The organism is Microbacterium proteolyticum (assembly GCF_029639405.1).
In the GTDB taxonomy this organism is placed as follows: domain Bacteria; phylum Actinomycetota; class Actinomycetes; order Actinomycetales; family Microbacteriaceae; genus Microbacterium.
In genome coordinates, this window is the sequence record NZ_CP121274.1 from 200,555 (window position 1) to 219,951 (window position 19,397).

General features: G+C 70.9%; 15 protein-coding genes and 1 tRNA gene. 1 reads left to right on the forward strand and 15 read right to left on the reverse strand.

Features of this window, described 5'->3' with window-relative positions; genetic code table 11:
- Positions 1–348 precede the first annotated feature (348 nt).
- The 8 genes from nusG to gabT all read right to left on the reverse strand — a co-directional run bounded on the left by nusG (position 349) and on the right by gabT (position 8,859).
- Complete coding sequence (gene nusG / locus P8R59_RS01795; RefSeq protein ID WP_278102461.1) at positions 349–1,482, reverse strand: transcription termination/antitermination protein NusG; 1,134 nt, start codon at positions 1,480–1,482, stop codon at positions 349–351.
- Between the two features lie 61 nt (positions 1,483–1,543).
- A complete protein-coding gene (gene secE / locus P8R59_RS01800; RefSeq protein WP_077052305.1) occupies positions 1,544–1,819 on the reverse strand; it encodes a preprotein translocase subunit SecE in 276 nt (91 codons plus the stop codon).
- A gap of 43 nt (positions 1,820–1,862) precedes the next feature.
- Positions 1,863–1,935 (reverse strand) — tRNA-Trp (locus tag P8R59_RS01805).
- Between the two features lie 173 nt (positions 1,936–2,108).
- Positions 2,109–3,470 carry an NAD-dependent succinate-semialdehyde dehydrogenase gene (locus P8R59_RS01810; protein ID WP_278103777.1) on the reverse strand — a complete coding sequence of 454 codons (1,362 nt, stop codon included), beginning with the start codon at positions 3,468–3,470 and terminating at the stop codon, positions 2,109–2,111.
- A gap of 38 nt (positions 3,471–3,508) precedes the next feature.
- A complete protein-coding gene (locus tag P8R59_RS01815; protein ID WP_077052307.1) occupies positions 3,509–5,059 on the reverse strand; it encodes an APC family permease in 1,551 nt (516 codons plus the stop codon).
- Positions 5,056–5,955, reverse strand: a complete 900-nt coding sequence (locus P8R59_RS01820) for a universal stress protein (RefSeq protein WP_278102462.1) — start codon at positions 5,953–5,955, stop codon at positions 5,056–5,058. The genes P8R59_RS01815 and P8R59_RS01820 overlap by 4 nt, the downstream gene beginning before the upstream one ends.
- Positions 5,952–7,409: a flavin monoamine oxidase family protein gene (locus tag P8R59_RS01825; RefSeq protein WP_278102463.1), complete on the reverse strand. Its 1,458-nt coding sequence runs from the start codon at positions 7,407–7,409 to the stop codon at positions 5,952–5,954. Before P8R59_RS01825 ends, P8R59_RS01820 begins: the two co-directional genes overlap by 4 nt.
- 91 nt (positions 7,410–7,500) lie before the next feature.
- Positions 7,501–8,859, reverse strand: a complete 1,359-nt coding sequence (gabT, locus tag P8R59_RS01830) for a 4-aminobutyrate--2-oxoglutarate transaminase (RefSeq protein ID WP_278102464.1) — start codon at positions 8,857–8,859, stop codon at positions 7,501–7,503.
- A 41-nt stretch (positions 8,860–8,900) separates the two neighbouring features.
- Between gabT and P8R59_RS01835 the strand changes: the two genes are divergently transcribed.
- Positions 8,901–10,475, forward strand: a complete 1,575-nt coding sequence (locus P8R59_RS01835; protein ID WP_347404940.1) for a PucR family transcriptional regulator — start codon at positions 8,901–8,903, stop codon at positions 10,473–10,475.
- Between the two features lie 20 nt (positions 10,476–10,495).
- Here the strand turns inward: P8R59_RS01835 and P8R59_RS01840 are convergent, their stop codons facing one another.
- The 7 genes from P8R59_RS01840 to P8R59_RS01870 all read right to left on the reverse strand — a co-directional run bounded on the left by P8R59_RS01840 (position 10,496) and on the right by P8R59_RS01870 (position 19,248).
- Positions 10,496–11,629 (reverse strand): LacI family DNA-binding transcriptional regulator, encoded by a 1,134-nt coding sequence (locus tag P8R59_RS01840; RefSeq protein ID WP_278102465.1) that lies wholly within the window; start codon positions 11,627–11,629, stop codon positions 10,496–10,498.
- The gene (locus tag P8R59_RS01845; protein WP_278102466.1) at positions 11,626–13,506 is read right to left on the reverse strand and encodes a glycoside hydrolase family 3 protein; all 1,881 of its coding nucleotides are present in this window, start codon (positions 13,504–13,506) and stop codon (positions 11,626–11,628) included. Before P8R59_RS01845 ends, P8R59_RS01840 begins: the two co-directional genes overlap by 4 nt.
- 23 nt (positions 13,507–13,529) lie before the next feature.
- Positions 13,530–14,429, reverse strand: a complete 900-nt coding sequence (locus P8R59_RS01850) for a carbohydrate ABC transporter permease (RefSeq protein WP_278102467.1) — start codon at positions 14,427–14,429, stop codon at positions 13,530–13,532.
- 11 nt (positions 14,430–14,440) lie between these two features.
- The gene (locus tag P8R59_RS01855; protein WP_278102468.1) at positions 14,441–15,388 is read right to left on the reverse strand and encodes a carbohydrate ABC transporter permease; all 948 of its coding nucleotides are present in this window, start codon (positions 15,386–15,388) and stop codon (positions 14,441–14,443) included.
- 4 nt (positions 15,389–15,392) lie between these two features.
- Complete coding sequence (locus P8R59_RS01860; RefSeq protein WP_278102469.1) at positions 15,393–16,655, reverse strand: extracellular solute-binding protein; 1,263 nt, start codon at positions 16,653–16,655, stop codon at positions 15,393–15,395.
- 322 nt (positions 16,656–16,977) lie between these two features.
- Complete coding sequence (locus P8R59_RS01865) at positions 16,978–17,583, reverse strand: TetR/AcrR family transcriptional regulator (protein WP_278102470.1); 606 nt, start codon at positions 17,581–17,583, stop codon at positions 16,978–16,980.
- 66 nt (positions 17,584–17,649) lie between these two features.
- Positions 17,650–19,248, reverse strand: a complete 1,599-nt coding sequence (locus P8R59_RS01870; RefSeq protein WP_278102471.1) for a glucoamylase family protein — start codon at positions 19,246–19,248, stop codon at positions 17,650–17,652.
- Positions 19,249–19,397 lie beyond the last annotated feature (149 nt).

Sequence of the window (19,397 nt, forward strand, 5' to 3'; positions counted from 1 at the left end):
CACGCCACGGCAAGCCGTGTCTCATCGCCGATCGCGTTTATCACCACCGGGCAGCGACCGGATGCAACGCCCACAGCCCGCAGTGACCGCGCGATCGACAACCGCGCCCACCCTCGCCCGCGCGCCATCGATGCCGCGCGCGCAGCCGAACATCGCGATAAACGGCATCCCCCACGAAACACGCCACGGCAAGCCGTGTCTCATCGCCGATCGCGTTTATCGGCACACATCAGCAGACCGCAGCAGAACGCAGTGGGCAGCAGTGGGCAGCAGAACGAGCGGCAGCGCGAAACGCGGAACGCCCCGCGCGGCACAGGCCGGGCGGGGCGTTCGCGAACGCGCGGGGCGTCAGAGCATCTTGGTGACCTGGTCGAACGACAGCTCGACCGGGGTCTCGCGCTCGAAGAGCGACACCAGCACCGTGAGCTTGCCGCTCTCGGGCTTGATCTCGCTGATCGTGCCGGGCAGACCCGCGAACGAGCCTTCCTTGATCGTGATGGTCTCGCCGGTCTCGAAGTCGACCTCGGCCGGGATGACGCGCTGCGCCACGGGAGCACCCTTGGCGGCGCCGCCCTTGGCCGGAGCGGACTCCTTCACCTCGACGAGGCTCTTCAGCATGTTGAACGCCTCGTCGAAACGCAGCGGCGTCGGGTTGTGGGCGTTGCCCACGAAGCCGGTGACGCCGGGGGTGTGGCGGACGACCGACCAGGTGTCTTCGTTGAGATCCATGCGCACGAGCACGTAGCCCGGGATGCGCACGCGCGTGACCATCTTGCGCTGGCCGTTCTTGATCTCGACGACGTCCTCCATCGGGACCTCTACCTGGTAGATGTCGTCCTCGACCTCGAGCGTCGACTTGCGCTGCTCGATGTTGGCCTTCACCTTGCGCTCGAAGCCCGCGTACGAGTGGATGACGTACCACTTGCCCGGCAGCGAACGCAGCTCGGCGCGGAACACCTCGTAGGGGTCGAGGTCCTCGTCGTCGTCGGCGGCGTCCTCGTCGACCGGGGCCTCGGCGGCGTCGGCGGGAGACACGGACGCCTCGACCTCGTCGACGACGCTCGCGGCGCCGGCGACCTCGTCGACGAAGTCCTCGTCGAGCACGGGCGCGTCGGGCTCGCCGTTGATGTCGGGACCGTCGTAGGGGGTGACCTCGTCGGCGGCCTCGGCGGCCTCTTCGGCGGCTTCTTCTTCGAGCGAGTCGTTGAGCACCTCGGCGGCGGCCTCGGCCTCGCTGGCCTCGTCGATCTCGAGAGCGTCGTTCACGATGGCGTCGGCCTCCGGGTCGGTGATGTCGATGTCGTCGAGCTCGTCGTCGTCATCGTCGTTCTCGTCGTCGACGATGTGGATGGCGCTGTGCTCGGCCGCGTCGGAGGCGTGCTCCTGGGATGCCAGGATGTCGCCCTCCTGCGCCTCGTCGTCCTCGCTGGACTGCTCGGCCGTGGGCGCCCAATCGGCGTCGTCGACATATCTTTCAGACACTGGTGATCTCTTCCGTTCTGGGGCGGCCGCTCGTGGGGCCGCGCGTCCGCCGAAGCGCCGGTCAGGCGCCGGCGGCGCCGGGGATGCCGAATACGGCACTGGTCAGCCACACGAACAGCACGTCGAGGCCGTACACGAGAGCCATCATGACGACGACGAACCCGAGGACGACGGCCGTGAACTTGACGAGTTCCTGCCGCGTCGGCGTGACGACCTTGCGCAGTTCCGCAATGACCTGACGGATGAAAAGAGCGATCCGCGCGAAGAAGTTGAGCTTCTTCTCACGGGGCGCGCCGCGGTCTGCGACGATCTCGCCCTTCGCCTCGTCCTGCGTCATCGAACCACCTAGGTCGCTTCTCGTTGCCAGCGTGTGCTGTGCGCAGGGCGGACAGGAATCGAACCTGCAACCTGCGGTTTTGGAGACCGCTGCTCTGCCAATTGAGCTACCGCCCTAAGACCCCTCGCGGGGCCCGGGATGCGAAACCGACATGCTTTCGCCAGGAATCTCTCGGGGAGGGATGCCGCCTGTGCGCTAGGCACGGCGAAAGAATGCAGATTTCTCCTGCACGTCCCAGTCTATGCCATGTCCCCCGGCGTGGCGAACCGCGCCGGGGGACGGACACGACTCAGGCCGTGCGGATGAGCTTCTTGTTGACGAACTCGTCCGCTGCGAGGAGGCCCATCTCGCGCGCGGTGCCGCTGCGCTTCACGCCGCCGAACGGCAGCTCGGGCGAGTCGGCGAGCACGAGGTTCACGTAGACCATTCCGGCCTCGATCCGCTCGGCGATGCGCTCGGCCTGAGCGGCATCCGTGGTGAAGACGTACGAGCCGAGACCGAATCCGGTGTCGTTGGCGACGGCGACGGCCTCGTCCTCGCCGGAGACGCGGTAGACGGTCGCCACGGGGCCGAAGAACTCCTCGCCGTAGGCGTCCATGTCGCTCGTGACGCCCGTGAGCACCGTGCCCGGGTAGAACGCGCCGTCGCGCGTGCCGCCGACCTCCAGCGTCGCGCCCTGGGACACGGCGCGCTGCACCTGCTCGTCGAGGCGCTCGGCGGCGGCCAGCGACGACAGGGGTCCGAGCACGGTGTCCTCGGCGAACGGGTCGCCGACCTTCGCCTCCCCGAGGGCCGCGCTGAACTTCGACAGGAACGCGTCGTACAGGTCGTCGACCACGATGAAGCGCTTCGCCCCGTTGCAGGACTGGCCGTTGTTGTCCAGGCGCGCGTCGACGGCGGCCTGGACGGCGGCGTCGAGGTCGTCGGTGGAGAGCAGGATGAAGGGGTCGGATCCACCCAGTTCGAGGGCGACCTTCTTGAGGTTGCGGCCGGCGATCTCGGCGACCGCGGCTCCGGCGCGCTCGGAACCGGTCACCGACACGCCCTGCACCCGCGGGTCGGCGATGATCGTGGCGGCCTGGTCGTTCGTGACGCGGATGTTCACGTAGGCGCCCTCCGGCAGCCCCGCGTCGCGGTAGATGAGCTGCAGCGCCTCGGCGGACTCGGGGCACTGGGGCGCGTGCTTGAGCAGGATGCTGTTGCCCACCGCGAGGTTCGGCGCGGCGAACCGGGCGACCTGGTAGTAGGGGAAGTTCCAGGGCATGATGCCCAGCAGCGGGCCGAGCGCCGAGCGGCGGATGACCGCGGTGCCCTCGCCGAGGATGTCGATCGGGCTGTCGCCGGTGATCTTGTCGATGTTGTCGGCGTAGTACTCGGTGATGTCGGCGGCGAAGTCGACCTCGCCGAGCGCGGCCTCCAGGGGCTTGCCCATCTCGCGCACGATGATCGCGGCGAGGTCGTCGCGCCGCTCCCGGTGGAGCTCGGCGACGCGGCGGAGCGCCTCGGCGCGCTGGGCCGGCGCCGTCCGCGACCACGCGCGGTAGCCGTCGTGAGCGGCGGCGAGGGCGGCCTCGACGCCCGCGTCGGACAGGCTGTCGTATTCGGCGAGGGTCTCCCCCGTGGCGGGGTTGACGACGGCGTAGTCACTCATGTGGGCTCCCGTATTCGTGGTCGTGGTGGTGGTCGAGGTCATCGGGCGAGGCGGCGGCCCCGACGGGCGCTGGCGGGGGCGTCGATCGAGAGCGTCTCACCGCGGAAGAACGCCGGCCGGCGGAAGTACTGCACCACCATGATGACCGCGCCGAGCACGATGATGGTCACGCCGAGGACGAACACCAGGCCGACGCCGCCGACCTCCGAGCCGCTGCCGTACTCGGGGTTCATGCTGTCGATCAGCGTCGTGACGAAGATCACGGCGAGGATGACGCCGCCCACGAGCGGGAACAGCAGGGTGAAGAAGACGTTGCGCACCGAGTCGAACCACTGCTTGCGGAAGTACCAGACGCACGCGAAGGCCGTCAGCCCGTAGTAGAAGCAGATCATGATGCCGAGGGTCAGGATCGTGTCCGACAGGACGTTGACGCTCACCACCCGCATCACGGCGTAGAAACCGGCGGCGACGATCGCCGACACGATCGTGGCGTAGCCCGGGGTGAAGAAGCGCGGGCTGACCGCGGCGAACTTCGGCGGCAGCGCGCCGTAGTGCCCCATGGCGAGCAGGGTGCGGGCAGGGCCGACGAACGTGGACTGCAGCGAGGATGCCGAGCTGGTGAGCACCGCGAGCGAGACGAACGCGGCGAAGGGTCCCAGGATGGGTCCGGCGAGCGCGAAGAAGGCGTTGTCCTGGATGTCGGCGTTGCCGAGGCCGAACTCGCCGTCGCCGATACCGGCGAACATGATCATCGACACCGCCAGCAGCAGGTAGAGGGAGACGATCGTGACGACCGTGATGGTCGCGGCGCGCCCCGGCGTCTTCTCGGGGTCCTTGGTCTCCTCGTTCATCGTGAGGGTGACGTCCCACCCCCAGAAGATGAAGATCGACAGCGAGACGCCCGCGGCGAACGCGCTGAACGACGACACCGCGAACGGGTTGAACCACGACCAGTCGAACGGCGTCGGGTCGTAGGCATCCCCTCCGAGGACGTGCGCGACGGCGACCGCGGCGAAGGCGACGAGCACGATCACCTGGAACCCGACGAGCACGTACTGCAGCTTCTGCGTCGTCTGCATGTCGCGGTACGACACCACGGTGGCCCCGAGCACGAACAGCAGGCAGACGACGATGTTGACCGGCAGATTGGATGCCAGGTCGGCGATGCCCGGTTGACCCGTGAGCTGCGAGATGAGCAGGAACAGGAAGTCGACGGCGATGCCGGCGAGGTTGGAGAGGACGATGACGGTCGCGGCGATGAGTCCCCAGCCGGCCATCCAGCCGATCCAGGGCCCGAACGCGCGGGCGGCCCACGTGAACGAGGTGCCCGAGTCGGGCATGCGGTTGTTGAGCTCGCGGTAGCCGAAGGCGACCAGCAGCATCGGGATGAATCCGACGAGGATGATCGCCGGGACCTGGACGCCCACGGCCCCGACGGTGGGACCGATCGCGGCGGTGAAGGTGTAGGCGGGGGCGATGCAGGAGATGCCGATGACGACGGCGCCGAGCAGGCCGATCGTGCCGGCGCTCAGACCCTTCTTCGACAGTCCGCCGGCGTCGCTGCCGGTGGCGGGTGCGGGAGCGGTCATGGCCGCGGTCCTTCCGAAGCGGAGACGTCGGCACGACTGCGTGGCACGACGACGAGGGGGACGGGGAGTTCGTGCAGCATCTTCGCCGCGGTCGAACCGAGGAACAGGCGGCGGGGCTGCGCGAGGCGGCTGCTGCCGACCATGACGAGCTCGGCGGGATCCCAGGGGAGGTCGCGCACGGCCTCCTCGATGCTGTCGCCGTCGGCGACCACCACCTCGGCGGCGACGTCGGTGGGCAGCTCGACCCGGGCCTGCGACAGCACCTCTTCGGCGTGCCGGGCACCGGCGATGCGGATCGCTCCGGTCTCGAGACCGGGCGGCAGGTCGACGGTCACGAGCGACAGCAGGCGCAGGGGCACGGATGCCGCGGCCGACAGCGCGATGCTCTCCTCGCGCAGCACGTCGGCGCCGGGGCGGCTGCCGATCGCGGCCGTGACCCGGCTGATGCCGATCGCGGGGTCGACGCGCCGCGAGCCCTCGGGCGCCAGCACCACGGGCACGTCGGACGAGTGCAGCAGCTCGGACGCGACCGTCCCGAGCCGGTGCCGCCCGCGGAGGCCCCCGTTGGCCGCGCCGACCACGATGTAGCCGGCTCCGATCTCGTCGGCGAAGCCCACCAGGCCTTCGGCGAAGGAATCGGCGTGCCGGACGTGCTCGCGGTGGGGCACGGCATCCCGGATCGTTGCGGCCGCCTCGCCGAGCCAGCGCTCGGCCTGCTCGGCCACGAGCCGCGCGTACGCGGCATCCGGGGGCGTGATCACGCTGCGCGCGTCGTCGGGGAGGACGAGGGCGACCTCGAGCGACGCCCCGATCGCCCGGGCCAACCGGATGCCGAGCGCGAGCGCGTCGGCGCCGGTGTCGGTCGCGGTGTACCCCACGACCACCGGGGCGGTCATCCGCGGGCCCGTTCGAGGATCTCGTCGGCGGCCCGGTGACCCTGGCGGATCGCGCCGTCGACGTGCTGGTAGCCGGCACCCGCCATGTCGCTGCACGCGAGGTGGAGGGGGCCGACGGGCTCGCGCAGGTCGGCGCCGTAGCGCTGCAGACCGCCGAGGTCGAAGCTCGCGGCGTAGGCGCCGCGCGTCCACTCCTCGCTGCCCCAGTCGCTCTCGTAGTAGACGACGGGGTTCTTCGCCTCGGGCCCGTAGTAGTGCGAGAGCGATTCGAGGATGCGCTCCTTGCGCTCCTCGGCGCTCACGCGGAAGAGGTCGTCGGCGTTCTGGTCCGAGACGAACCCGACCAGCGTGCCCCGCTCGTCGCCGTGGTTGGTGTTGTCGTACGCCTCGTGCGAGAGCTCGTACGGGCTGAACGCGGTGCCCGACAGGCCCTGCTCGCGCCAGAACGGGCGGTCGTAGACGGCGTGCACCTTGATGACGAAGCCCATCGAGATGTGCTGGTGCATCTGGTGCTGGAGGCGCGGCAGCGGCGGGTCGAACGAGATGCGGGGGTACAGCACGGGGGCGAGCGCGAGGATCGCGAAGCGGGCGCGCACGGTCACGTCGTCGGTGGTCACGGTGACCCCCGTCGAGGACTTCGCGGCCTCGACGCGGGCGGTCAGCGCGCGCAGGTCGTCGACGCGGCGTCCGGTCACCGCATCCGCGGGGCGGTCCGCGGCGGCGGATTCCGGACCCCAGACGATGCGGCGCACCGGCTGGTTCAGGAGCACGTCGTCGCCCAGACGCTCGGCGAGGAGCTCCGGAACCTGCTGCAGGCCGCCGACCACGCGCTTGTCGAGGATGAAGTCGGCGTCGACGAGGTGCGAGTAGGAGCCGGCGGAGGCCGCCATGAGCAGCGACTGCAGCAGCGAGAACGTGTGCGTCGGCTTGGTGAGCATCGCGGAGCCCGTGGCGAAGGCGAGGTTTCGCACCGCCTCGTCGTCATCGGTCTGCGCGCGCAGCCACGCGTCCCACGAGATCGTGTCCCACTCCGCGGCGTTCGGGTGCTCCCACGGCTTGTCGGGGTCGATCTCGGCGACCATGGCATCCAGTCGCGCCGTGATCTCGTCGATGGCCCGCTCGGTCTCCGGCGCGACCGGGAACATCTCCCCCGTGAAGCGCTTCGCCTCGCCGTCGGGACCGACGTAGACGCTGTCGCCCTCGCGGTAGCGGCTGTAGGTCGACAGGCCGAGGTCGGCGACGGTGTCGATGAGCGCCTGCTGGTCGGGCGAGACCCACTGGCCGCCGAGCTCGAGCATGGCTCCCTCGACGACGTCGGTCCACAGTCGTCCGCCGACGCGGTCGCGCGCTTCGAGCACGACGACCGACAGGCCGGCTTTGCGCAGGTCGTTCGCGGCGGTCAGGCCTGCGGCCCCCGCTCCGATGACGACGACGTCACGCGTGATCTCGTCCATGAAATCTTCTCTCTCTGCCTGATGACCCGGGATGGTGCGAACGAGGGGGTGGCTCGTTCGGGTCGTATGCCACCCCCTCGGGTCGGTGTGCTCAGTGGCGCGCGAGCGCTCCGGCCACGACGTCGAGACCCTCGTTGAGCAGGTCGTCGCCGATGGACAGGGGCGGGAGGAACCGGATGACGTTGCCGTAGGTGCCGCACGTGAGCACGATCACGCCCTCGGCGATCGCGGCCTTCGCCACGGCCGAGGTGAGGGCGGCGTCCGGGGCGCCGGTGGCGGGGTCGACGAACTCGGCCGCGATCATCGCGCCGTGTCCGCGGACGTCGCCGATGCGCGGGTCGCTCTGCTGCAGCGCCGTGAGGCGCGAGATCAGGACCTCGCCGATCTCGCGGGCCCGCTCGACGAGGCCGTCGTTCTCGAACGCGTCGATCGCGGCGAGCGCCGCGGCGCACGCGATGGGGTTGCCGCCGTAGGTGCCGCCGAGTCCACCGGTGTGCGTGGCATCCATCATCTCGGCGCGACCGGTCACGGCGGCCAGCGGAAGACCGCCGGCGATGCCCTTCGCGGTGGTCACCAGGTCGGGGACGATCCCGAAGAGGTCGGAGGCGAACATCGCACCCGTACGCGCGAAGCCGGACTGCACCTCGTCGGCGATAAAGACCACGCCGTTCGCGCGGCACCAGTCCACGAGAGCGGGGAGGAAGCCTTCGGCGGGGACGATGAAGCCGCCCTCGCCCTGGATCGGCTCGATGATGACGGCGGCGAGGTTCTCGGCGCCGACCTGCTTCTCGATGAGCGAGATGGCCTTCGCGGCCGCCTCGGCACCCGACAGACCGTCACGGTAGGGGTACGACAGCGGGGCGCGGTACACCTCGGCGGCGAACGGGCCGAAGCCGCTCTTGTACGGCATGTTCTTCGCCGTCAGCGCCATCGTGAGGTTGGTGCGGCCGTGGTAGGCGTGGTCGAAGGCGACGACGGCCTGACGCCCGGTGTGCTTGCGGGCGATCTTGATCGCGTTCTCGACCGCTTCCGCGCCGGAATTGAACAGCGCGCTCTTCTTCGCGTGGTCGCCGGGGGTGAGGCGGTTCAGTGCCTCGGCCACCGAGACATACGAGTCGTAGGGCGACACCATGAAGCACGTGTGGGTGAAGGCGGCGACCTGCTCCTGCACGGCGGCGACGATCGCCGGGTGGGAGTTGCCGACGCTGGTCACGGCGATCCCGGAGCCGAGGTCGATGAGCGAGTTGCCGTCGGCGTCGACGATGACTCCCCCACCGGCCGCGACGGCGTGAATGGGGGCCGTGTGACCGACACCGGCGGAGACGGCGGCGGCCTTGCGGTCGAGGAGCTCCTGCGAGCGGGGGCCCGGGATGCTGGTGACCAGGCGGCGCTCCTGCGGGAGGGAGGGGCCGCCGACGGGGGGTGCGGTGACGGTGTGCGGTGCGGTCATGTCGCGAGCGTAGGGAAGGCGACCACGACCCGACACCCACCGTGCTGTACATTCTGGTTACCCCGCTGTACAACTCGTACAGCGGATCCCGCGAGAGCCCCATGGACGCCACCGACACCTCCACCCTCGGCGCACTGCTGCGCCGCCCCGACCTGCACCTCCGCCTGGAGAACGGCGAGCCCGCGGCGCTCGAGCGTCCCGTGCGGTGGGTGCACAGCAGCGACCTCGCCGACCCGACGCCGTTCCTCTCCGACGGACAGGTCCTGTTGACCACGGGGACCCAGTTCCAGGGCCCGGATGCCACCTCCGCCGCCGACTACGTGCAACGCCTGACGGTGAGAGGGGTCGCGGGCCTGGGGTTCGGCACGGAGGTCGTGCGCGACGGCATCCCTCCCGAGCTCGCCGCCGCGTGCCGCGAGGCCGGGCTGCCGCTGTTCGAGGTGCCGTACCGCACGCCGTTCATCGCGGTCGCGCGCGCCAACGCCGAGGCCATCGCCGCGGAAGCGTTCGCGAGACGGACGTGGGCGCTCTCCGCGCAACGGTCGATCGCGCTGGCGGCGCTGCGTCCCGACGGACTGGGCGCGACCCTCGCCGAACTGGCGCGGCAGCTCGGCACGTGGGTCGGTCTGTACGATGCTGCCGGCGAGCTCATGCGCGAGCATCCCGGCGGAGACCTGGATGCCGACACGTCGGCCGCTCTGAACGGCGAGGTCGCCGCGGTGCTCCGGCGCGGCGCCCGCGCGGCATCCTCCCTGCGCATCCAGGGGCGCCCGTTCACGCTGCAGACCCTCGGGCGCGGGGGGCACCTGCGCGGTCTCATCGCGATCGCGGCCGGGGAGCTCGACCAGGAGGGCCGCGGTGTCGTCACCGCCGTCATCGCGATGGCCGGGCTCGCCTTCGAGCAGCACCAGGGCCTCGGCCGCGCCCGCGGCGCTCTCCGCGCGGGCCTCGTGCAGTCGCTGCTCACCGACGATCCGACCTTGGCCCGTCGCATCGCGCGCGACGCGTGGGGACCACTGCCGGCCGCCCCCATCGTCGTCGGGCTCACCGACGCGACCGCCGCCCGCAACAGCGGGCTGGCCGAACTCCTGGAGCTGCGCGCAGATGAGCGTCGCGGCGCGGTGTTCTTCGGCCGCGCGGACGACGGCGTCGTGATCGTCGTCCCCGCCGACGAGCGGCACGCGATCGACGAGGCGGCCGACCGGTTCGGGGCGCGGATCGGCGTGTCCGACCCCACCGGCTACGACCGCTTCGCCGCGGCCGTCGAACAGGCACGGGTCGCACGCGATCGCGGGCGCGACGCCGTCACCACGTTCCGCGAGGTGGCGGCATCCGGGGTGTTGTCCGCTCTCGGCCCCGATGCGCCGAGCCTGGCCGCCGCCGAGCTGGCGCCGCTGACCGCGCACGACGCCGCCGAGGGGTCGCGACTCGTCGAGACCTTGCGCGCCTGGCTCGACCACGACTGCTCGCACGAGATCACGGCGCAGGCCCTCGGCGTCCACCGGCACACCGTCCGCACGCGCCTGGCCCTGGCCGAGCGACTGCTCGACCGGGACCTCTCGTCGTTCGCGACGCGTGCCGAGCTGTGGGCGGCCCTGCGGGTGCAGCCCGCCTGAGGACGAGGCGCGCCTCCGACTCAGCCGGGACAGCCGCAGCTGCGGCGCACCACGAGCCGAGGCTCGAACACCACGTCGAAGGGGCGGTCGGCGGGGCCGGCGACCCCGGCGAGGATGCGCGCAGCCGCGCGGCCCATCGCCTCCATCGGCTGCCGGACGGTGGTCAACGGCGGGGAGCTGAGGCGTGCCGCCAGCGTGCCGTCGAAGCCGGTCACCACGACGTCCTCGGGAACCCGGAGTCCCTCGGCGGCGAGCGTGTCCAACACGGCGAACGCGTGCTGGTCGGTCGCGCACACGAGGGCCTGCGGCATCCGCCCGCCGGCGATGAGCGCGCGCAGCTGCGGAACGAGGTCGTCCTCACCGCGGACGGTGGCATCCACCACCTGCGGGCGCAGCAGGAGGCCGAGGTCGGCGAGGCCGTCCTGCAGCCCGATCAGTCGCTCGGCCGTGTCGGAGGCCTCGGGGCGTCCGACGAAGGCGATGTCGCGGATGCCGTGCTCCCGGACGAGATGATCGGCGAGGGCACGCATCCCCCCGGCGTTGTCGACGCGCACGCGGTGGTGGTGATCGTCCCCCGGGGCGGCGCTGAACAGCACGATCGGGATCGTCGGGGCGTACCGGGCCAGGGCCGGGGCGGTCTGCGGCGACGGGAAGATCGCCAACCCGTCGACGCGGCCCGCGGTGTCGGCGACGGAGACGTCGGTCCCGGCGCCGCTGCTGAGCATCACGGGGCGCCCGAGCGCCCAGCACTCCAGCTCGAATCCGCGCTGCACCTCGTCGACGTAGAGCGGGAACGCGCGCGGATCCGACAGGACGTCGTCGTCGGTCTGCGCCCACGGGATGACGCCGTCGGCATCGAGCCGGGGCATCGCGAGGTCCGTGAACGAGGGGGTCTGCGTGAGCGGATCCGCCCGCTCCAGCAGCAGGTCGAACGCGTGCAGGCCGAGCGTGCCCGTGCGGCCGTGCGCGAGGCCGCGGGCTGCGGCGCTGGGCGCGTAGCCCAGTCGCCGTGCAGCCTCGAGCACGCGCTCGCGCGTCGCGTCGCTGAGCTTGTCGGGGCGGCGGAACGCGAACGACACCGACGCGATCGACACCCGGGCCTCCTGGGCCACGTCGTAGACGGTCGGTCGACGTGCCGCGTCCGCTTCGCTCATCGGTGCGCGTACCCCCTCATCGGCTCCGCCGAGTCCTCCACCCCCGCGAGCTCCAGCCCGAAGTGCACGGGGAAGACGGGGTCACCGGTGTCCGACGGTACATCCTCGCGCGACGCGCGGACGGCATCCATCGACCGGGGGATCTCGATCGGCAGGCGCCCCTGCGGCGCGACGCGCCCGGTCAGGGCGTCGAGGACCGCGCGCGCCGAACTGCCGTAGTCCGCCACGATCGCCGCCGCGTGTCCGACGAACGGGGTGAGGATCGCCGGGCGGTCGAGGTTCACCACGAGCACGAGCGGGCAGGATGCCGCGATCTGCTGCAGCCGGTACACGAGGCCCGGCGCGAACTCGAGGGAGCCCTGGTGGAACCACGCCTCGAGGAACAGGTCGTCGCGCGGATCGAAGGGCGCGCCGATGCGGACGAGCGCGAGATCGGCCTCGGCGGGGTCGGACACCACGCGCCCGAGTTCCGCGACGTCGTCGGCGCGGAAGCCCTCGACGTACACGGCGCCGGTGGGACGCAGCGGCAGCACGTCGCCCTCGTTCACCAGCACCGTGAGCGAGCGCGCCTGGGCCCGCTCCCCCAGCTCACGGAACTCGGCGTTGCCGACGATCCGCTCGGCCGCGTCGACGTCGACGTACGGGTCGTCGAACAGGCCCAGGGCGAACTTCACCCGCAGGAGACGCCGCGCGGACCGGTCGATGCGCTCCTCGGACACGCGGCCTGCCCGGACGAGGTCCACGAGCATCTCGACGCATTCCTCGCCGCCGAACTGGTCGGCGCCGGCATCCAGGATCTTCTCCATGCGCTCGCTCGCCGTGAGCTCCTCCACGCCCCACGCGCGGGCGGGGAGCACCTGATCGCCGACGTGGTTGTCGTTGACCAGCTCCCAGTCGGTCACGACGACCCCGTCGTAGCCGAGCTCCTCGCGCAGCAGACCCGTGATGATCTGGCGGTTGTAGCCGAAGCCGACCTCTTCGATCGGCTGACCGTCGACCTCGAGACCGACCGGCATGCCGTAGTACGGCATCATCCCCGCGGTGCCGCGCCGGATCGCCTCCCGGAAGGGCTCGAGGTGGTAGTCGAACATCCCGCCGGGGTAGACCTGCTCGCGACCGTACGGGAAGTGCGCGTCCTCGCCGCCCTGCTGCGGCCCGCCGCCCGGGAAGTGCTTCGTCGTGCACGCGACGCTGTCGGGCCCGAGCTCCTCGCCCTGGAACCCGCGGAGGTACGCGGCGGTGAACTCCGCGACGCGCGCGGCATCCTGTCCGAGGGTCTGCGCCTGACGGCCCCACCGCGGCTCGGTGGCGAGGTCGATCTGCGGGTGCAGGGCGGCGCGGATGCCGACGGCGACGTACTCGCGCCGCGCGACGTCGGCGAACTCGCGCACGGTCTCGACGTCGTCGAGGGCCGCGAGCCCGAGACCCTCGGGCCACTGCGAGAACGGGCCCGCCGCGAACCCCACGCCGGTGTTCTCCACGAACGCGTGGCGCGGATCGGTGCTGATCGTGACGGGGATGCCGTGCGGCGTCGTCTCGGCCAGCGCCTGGAGCGCGTTGTTCCAGGTCGCCGCCTGCCGGGCCGTGCGGATCGCGTGCACGTTGTAGTGCGTCATGTTCTTGCCGACGACGACGGCGGTCGTCGGCGACTTCGAGATCCGGCCGGGGGCCTCGAGCAGCTCGCCGTCCTGGCCCACCTCGATGACCGTCTGGAACATCAGGCCGCACTTCTCCTCGAGGCTGAGCCGCCCGAGCAGATCCTCGGTGCGCTCCTCGGTGCTGCGGCGCGGGTCTTCGTACGGGTCCATCACGCCGTTGCCGTTGAGGTCGCGGAAACGGGTGCCGTCGGGCGCGGTGAGGAATCGGGGGGAGGTCATGGGAGTCCTTTCGAGGGCTCGGGTCACTTCAAGCCGGTCGAGGCGATGCCCTGGATGAAGTAGCGCTGCAGGAAGACGAACAGCAGGATGATCGGCGCGATCACCAGCACCGAACCCGCGAGCAGCAGACCGTAATCGGTGGCGTTCTGTCCGGTGGAGTACAGCGACAGCGCGACGGGGAGGGTGTACTTCCCCTCGGTCTGCGCCGCCACCAGCGGCCACAGGAAGTTGTTCCACGACGCCAGGAACGTCAGGATGCCGAGGGTCGCCAGCGGCGGCCCGCACAGGGGCATCACGATGCGGGCGAAGATCCGCAGCTCCCCCGCCCCGTCGATGCGCGCGGCCTCGAGCAGCGGATCGGGGATGCCGAGCATGAACTGCCGCATGAGGAACACGCCCAGCGGCGTCGTGACGAACGGCAGGATCAGCGCCGCGTAGGTGTCGACGAGACCGAGCGAGGACACCATCACGAACAGGGGCACGAAAGTGACCACACCGGGGACCATGAGCGTCACCATCACCACGACGAACAGGGCCTTCTTGCCGGGGAAGTCCATCTTCGCCAGCGCGTACCCCACCATCGAGCAGAACACGAGGTTGCCGACCACGGTGACCAGGGCCACGAACAGGCTGTTGCCGAAGAACTGGCCGAAGTTCAGCTGCCCGAACCACGCGGCGAAGTTCTCCCACGTGAACTGCTCGGGCCACCACGTCGGCGGCCGCTGCAGGATCTCGCGCTGGGTCTTCACCGAGCCCAGCAGCATCCAGGCGAAGGGCAGCATCCACACCAGCAGCCCGACGACGAGCACGGTGAGGGTGAGGGCGCGGCCCGGGGTCATCCGGTTCTCGACACGACGGCGCCGGCGCGGAGCGGGCGGCGTCTCGGCGGCGGCTACGGGGGCCGCGGGGGCGGTGATCGTCATGGCATCCTCCCTCAATCCTTCGAGCGCAGCAGACGGAACTGCAGCAGGCTGAGCAGCGCGATCGCCAGGAACAGCAGGTAGCTGGCGGCGGATGCCGTGCCGTACTGCCCGAAGCCGAACTGCTTGAACGTGTAATAGGCCACCGAGAGGGTGGAATTGAGCGGGCCGCCCTGAGTCATGACGAAGGCCTCCTCGAAGAACTGCAGGAACCCGACCGAGATGAGCACGGCCCCCAGCAGCAGCGTCGGACGCAGCAGCGGGAGGGTGACCGAGGTCAGACGCCGCCACGACGACGCGCCGTCCATGAGGGCGGCCTCCTTGACGTCGGTGGGGATCGCCTGGAGCCCCGCGAGGAAGATCACCATGAGCGTTCCGACGTTGCGCCACACCGCCATCGCGATGAGCGACGGAAGCGCGGTGCGGGTGTCATTGAGCCAATCGGGACCCTGGATGCCGATGATCGCGAGCGCCGAGTTCAACAGCCCCTCGGGCTGCAGGATGTAGCGCCACACGACCGCCACCGCGACGATGCTCGTCACGACGGGGGCGTAGAAGCCCACGCGCAGGACCGACACGATGCGTCCGCCGCTGGAGTTCAGCGCCAGCGCGAGCGCGAGGGCGACGGCCATGGTCACCGGGATGCCGACGATCACGAACGTCGCGGTCACGCCCAGCGAGGTGAGGAACACCGGATCGCCCAGCACCGCGAGGTACTGGTCGAGCCCGACGAAGTTCACCGCGAACGGGGAGCGGATGTCGCGCGACCGGAAGTCGGTGAACGACATCGCGAAGGAGCCCACGATCGGCACGACCATGAACACCGCGAAGACCGCGACGAACGGCAGGGCGAAACCCCAGGCGACCCATCCCTGGCGCCGACGGCGGCTCGATGCCCCGCCGGCGCGGGCGCGACCGGGGGCCGGAACCCGTCCGGTCGCGCCCACGACTGCGTGCGTCATGATCTCAGCCCAGGCCCAGCTGGTCGGCGGTGGCCTGGAGTTCCTTGAGACCGTCGGCCGGGCTCTGCTGCCCGAGGCGGATCTTCTCCAGCATCGCGTCACCGGCGGCGGCGACCTGCACCCACGTGGTCGTGGCCGGAACCGACTTGGCGGTCTCCAGCTGCGTGCCGAAGGCCGCGAGGGTCTTCGACGAGGCCAGGGCGTCGGACTTCCAGGCATCCTGCACCGAGGGCAGGTCGCCGGTCGCCTCGTACCAGGCGGCCTGGGTGTCGGGCTGGGTCAGCCACTGCACGAGCTTCCACGCGCTGGCGGCGTTGTCGGAGGTGTCGAACACCGCGAGGTTCGCCCCGCCGCTGAACGACGTGGACGACTCCTTCGTCGGCAGCACCGCGGTGGCGAATTTGTCGCTGAAGCCCGCGCCGCCGAGCTCCTCGAGCTGTCCGATGAGGAACGGGCCGTCGATCAGCATGGGCGTCGCGCCCGAGACGAAGTCCGCCTCCTGCGCTCCGGCCGAGCGATCGGCGGCGGGGTTGGCGATGCCGTCGGTGTAGAAGCTCTGGTAGTACTCGAGCGCCTCGACGGTCTCGGGGGTGTCGAGGGTCCACTCCGAGCCGTTCTCGAGCTCCGCACCGTTGGACCACGGCATCCACAGGTTGCCCTGGAAGGAGTCGTTGCCCGCCGGCAGGCGCATGCCGTACTGGGCGCCGCCCTTGGCCTGCATGTCGGCGGCCATCTGCTTCAGCTCGTCCCACGTGGTGGGCGCCTGGTTCCAGCCCGCCTGCGCGGCGATGTCGGTGCGGTAGTAGAGCACGCGAGTGTCGACGTACCACGGCACGCCGGTCGCGCGGTCGCCGATCATCGTCGAGTCGAGGGCGCCGGGGAAGATGCCGTCGGTGGAGAGGTCGGTGGGAACCGTCTGCAGCGCGTCGCCGAAGTCGGCCATCCAGGTGGAGCCGACCATCGCGAGGTCGGGGGTGTTGCCGCCGGCGATCGCGGTCTGGAACTTGCTGTACGCCGCATCCCACGGCACGGGGGTGACCTCGACGGTGACGCCCGGGTTGGCCTCTTCGAACTGCTTCACGAAGGCCGGCAGCGCCTCGCCCTCGGCACCCATCGCCCACATCGTGAGCGTGCCCTCGGCCTTGGCGTCGCCGATCGTCGAGGCCTCGGCGACACCGGGGCCGGAATCGGAGGTGCGTCCGCACCCGGTCAGCGCGATCGCGGCCGCCGCGACAACGGCGACGGCGCCCCATCGGGTCATTCTCATCGTGTTCCTCCTCGAACGGGCGCCCGTCGTCGGACGCGGTGTCGCGGCTAGTTTAAGCGCATAACTAGCGCCGGGGCAACCCACCCTTCTCCTGCCCAGACCACACGATCCGGTCGAACGCACCCGCTACGGTCGCCCGATTCGTGTGCGCTCGGCCGGATCGTGTGCGCTCGGCTCGATCGTGTGCGCTCGGTCCGATCGTGTGCGCTCGGCCAGATCACACGATCCGGTCGAACGCACCCGCTGTGGACGCCCGGACCGTGTGCGCTCGGCCGGATCGTGTGCGCTCGGCGACGAGCACGGGACGCCGGGATGCCGGGACTCAGGCAGGCGGCCGGAGATACCCCCGTACGAACTCGGCGAAGTGCGCGGGCATGTCGACCGAGTCGTCGAGGAGCCACTGCTGCTGCAGCCCGTCCATGACGGCGCTGAGGAGACGGGCGGCGCGGTCGGGGTCGATGTCGGGCCGCACCTCCCCCGCAGCCTGCCCCGCGCGCAGCAGTTCGGCGGCGCGTCGGGCACTGTCGCGGTAGCGGGAGGCGAACGCGGCGTGCGAGGGATGATCGGGATCGCTCGCCTCGGCGACGACCACGGTGTAGAGCGCGGTGAGGCCGCGGGCGGTGGCGTTGTGGGCGACCACCTTGCCCATCTGCTCGACGAGGGTGTGCTCCGCGGGGTCGCCGGCCGCGGCCCGGACGCGCTCGTCGCGCTGGCGCAGCACCTCGGCGAACAGTTCCTCCTTCGTCGCGAAGTGGTGCAGGAGCCCGGCGGGGGTCAGCCCGACGCGCTTGGCGACCTCGCGCAGCGATCCGCTCGTCACCCCTGACCGCGCGAAGACGACCATGGCCTCGTCGACGATCCGCTGGCGGCGCTGGAGCCCCTTCGGGTAGCTCCCCCGCGGGGCGCGCGGCATCCCCTCGTCCGTCATCCGTCTCCTCCCGCACGCACCGATGCCCGGTCCCGTGAGGGTACCGGGCATCGGTCGGGCGGTCGGTCAGTGGCGGCGCGTGCCCCAGGACGAGCCGAACACCTGCTGCTCCATGGCGGGACGCAACCGCTGCTCGAGCTCGTCGTCGACGAAGTAGTCCTTGAGGGTGTCGCCGGTGAGGGCGTTGCCGATCGCGGCCATGATCATCGACTGATCCAGCGACAGGTACCGCTTCGCGATCGTGTCGCTCTCGACCGCGACGGCGTCGTAGAAGCCGCCGGGGCCGTACGCGCCGAGCTTCTTCTCGATACCGCGGAGGTTCTTGAGCACGCCCGGACGGTCGTACGGGAGGGCCAGGAAGGCCGCGTGCGGCGTCACCACGCCGTCGCCGAAGGTCGGGTCGGGGTTGGTTCCGGTGGTGCAGCCGGGGCGGTCGATGTCGACGTCGGTCTTCTCGGCATCCGAGGTGTACCCGTCCGAGCGGATGCCGGCGATGTCGACGCCGTACTCGCTGTAGCCGCCGAACGGGTTGCTGGCGGGCGAGAAGCCCCAGTAGCCGTAGCCGGCCTCATCGAGGCCGTGCCGCTTCTGGACCGCGACCGTGATCGGGTGGTTCAGCGCCCACGAGCGCGGCCCCCACTCGGTCTCGGGCACGAGGAGGTCGGGCATGAGCGACTCGAACATGCTGCCGCCCCAGCTGGGCACGAACGACATGCCGTCGTAGGAATAGACGCCCTCGTACACGTCGACGCCGTCGTAGTTGCGGGTCTGCCCCGTCGGCAGCTGCTCCTGCCACGCCCAGTCGCACCCGGCCGGCATCGTGCGGTGCGTGCCGTAGAGGGCCGTCGCCGGGATGCCGCCCTGCGCGATGCCGAGATACGTCGCGATGCGGCTCTCGCTCACCGTGGTGTCGTAGTGGTGGCAGGTGTAGAACGCCTCCGCGCCGCTGCCGTTGTACATCGGAGCCTCGACCGTGCAGCCGTCGCCTGGGGGCTGCTCCCAGAATCCACCGCGGTTGGTGCCCGCCGGGAGCCCCGGCGCCCCGGCCGGGTCGAAGAACGCCGAGAAGTCCATCGACTCGTACAGCGCGTCGGCGCGGTCGGCGAGCGTCGGCTCGGCCTCGCGGACGATGCGGAGCGCCGCGGCGAGCCACCCGTTGTCCACGGTGCTGAGGAACGGGTGGATGACCTCGCCCGAGGTCGGGAAGATCTCCAGCTTCGCGCCGGTGTCGGGGGCGTACCAGTTGTAGTACATGCCGCTGCCGTCGTTGCGCTCCATGCGCTCGAGGGTCGAGACGGTGGCGGTGAGACGTTCGCGCGCCTCGTCGGCGCCGATGATGCCGAGGTCTCGCGCGGTCACGGTCGACCACAGGTAACCGCCGATGTTCGTCGGTGAGGTGTAGCCCGAGGCCGTGGCGGCATCCAGGTCTCCCCCGATGTTGTCGTCGGGGAGTCCGGTGTCGGCGTGCGCCATGGCGGCCATCGACGTCCAGGTGTCCTGGGCGTAGCGCAGCAGCTCGCGGGCGCCGGGTCCGGTTCCCGCACCGATCGGTGCTCCGGCGTGCGGGGGCGGCCCCGGCGGGGCGGCGGTCGCGGGGGCGGCGGCGAACAGACCGCCCACGACGAGACTCGCGATCGCGGTGGATGCCAAGCGGGTGTGCTTCATGACGGGCTCTCCTCATCGAAAGCGCTCCGGGGGGACGGAGCTCGGTGCCCAAAACCTTACATGTGTGCGGTTTTTTCGCAACCCTCCGCCCCGCGCCGCCCCGTCCGCCCCGCGCCGCGCCACCCCGCGCCGCCCCGCGAGCGCACACG

Coding starts and splice junctions, on each gene's coding strand:
- gabT (WP_278102464.1), bottom strand. CDS start 8,859: ATGACCGCACCGCACACCGTCACCGCACCCCCCGTCGGCGGCCCCTCC.
- P8R59_RS01865 (WP_278102470.1), bottom strand. CDS start 17,583: ATGACGGACGAGGGGATGCCGCGCGCCCCGCGGGGGAGCTACCCGAAG.
- P8R59_RS01815 (WP_077052307.1), bottom strand. CDS start 5,059: ATGACCGCTCCCGCACCCGCCACCGGCAGCGACGCCGGCGGACTGTCG.
- P8R59_RS01850 (WP_278102467.1), bottom strand. CDS start 14,429: ATGACGATCACCGCCCCCGCGGCCCCCGTAGCCGCCGCCGAGACGCCG.
- P8R59_RS01860 (WP_278102469.1), bottom strand. CDS start 16,655: ATGAGAATGACCCGATGGGGCGCCGTCGCCGTTGTCGCGGCGGCCGCG.
- P8R59_RS01810 (WP_278103777.1), bottom strand. CDS start 3,470: ATGAGTGACTACGCCGTCGTCAACCCCGCCACGGGGGAGACCCTCGCC.
- P8R59_RS01870 (WP_278102471.1), bottom strand. CDS start 19,248: ATGAAGCACACCCGCTTGGCATCCACCGCGATCGCGAGTCTCGTCGTG.
- P8R59_RS01845 (WP_278102466.1), bottom strand. CDS start 13,506: ATGACCTCCCCCCGATTCCTCACCGCGCCCGACGGCACCCGTTTCCGC.
- P8R59_RS01825 (WP_278102463.1), bottom strand. CDS start 7,409: ATGGACGAGATCACGCGTGACGTCGTCGTCATCGGAGCGGGGGCCGCA.
- P8R59_RS01820 (WP_278102462.1), bottom strand. CDS start 5,955: ATGACCGCCCCGGTGGTCGTGGGGTACACCGCGACCGACACCGGCGCC.
- secE (WP_077052305.1), bottom strand. CDS start 1,819: ATGACGCAGGACGAGGCGAAGGGCGAGATCGTCGCAGACCGCGGCGCG.
- P8R59_RS01855 (WP_278102468.1), bottom strand. CDS start 15,388: ATGACGCACGCAGTCGTGGGCGCGACCGGACGGGTTCCGGCCCCCGGT.
- P8R59_RS01840 (WP_278102465.1), bottom strand. CDS start 11,629: ATGAGCGAAGCGGACGCGGCACGTCGACCGACCGTCTACGACGTGGCC.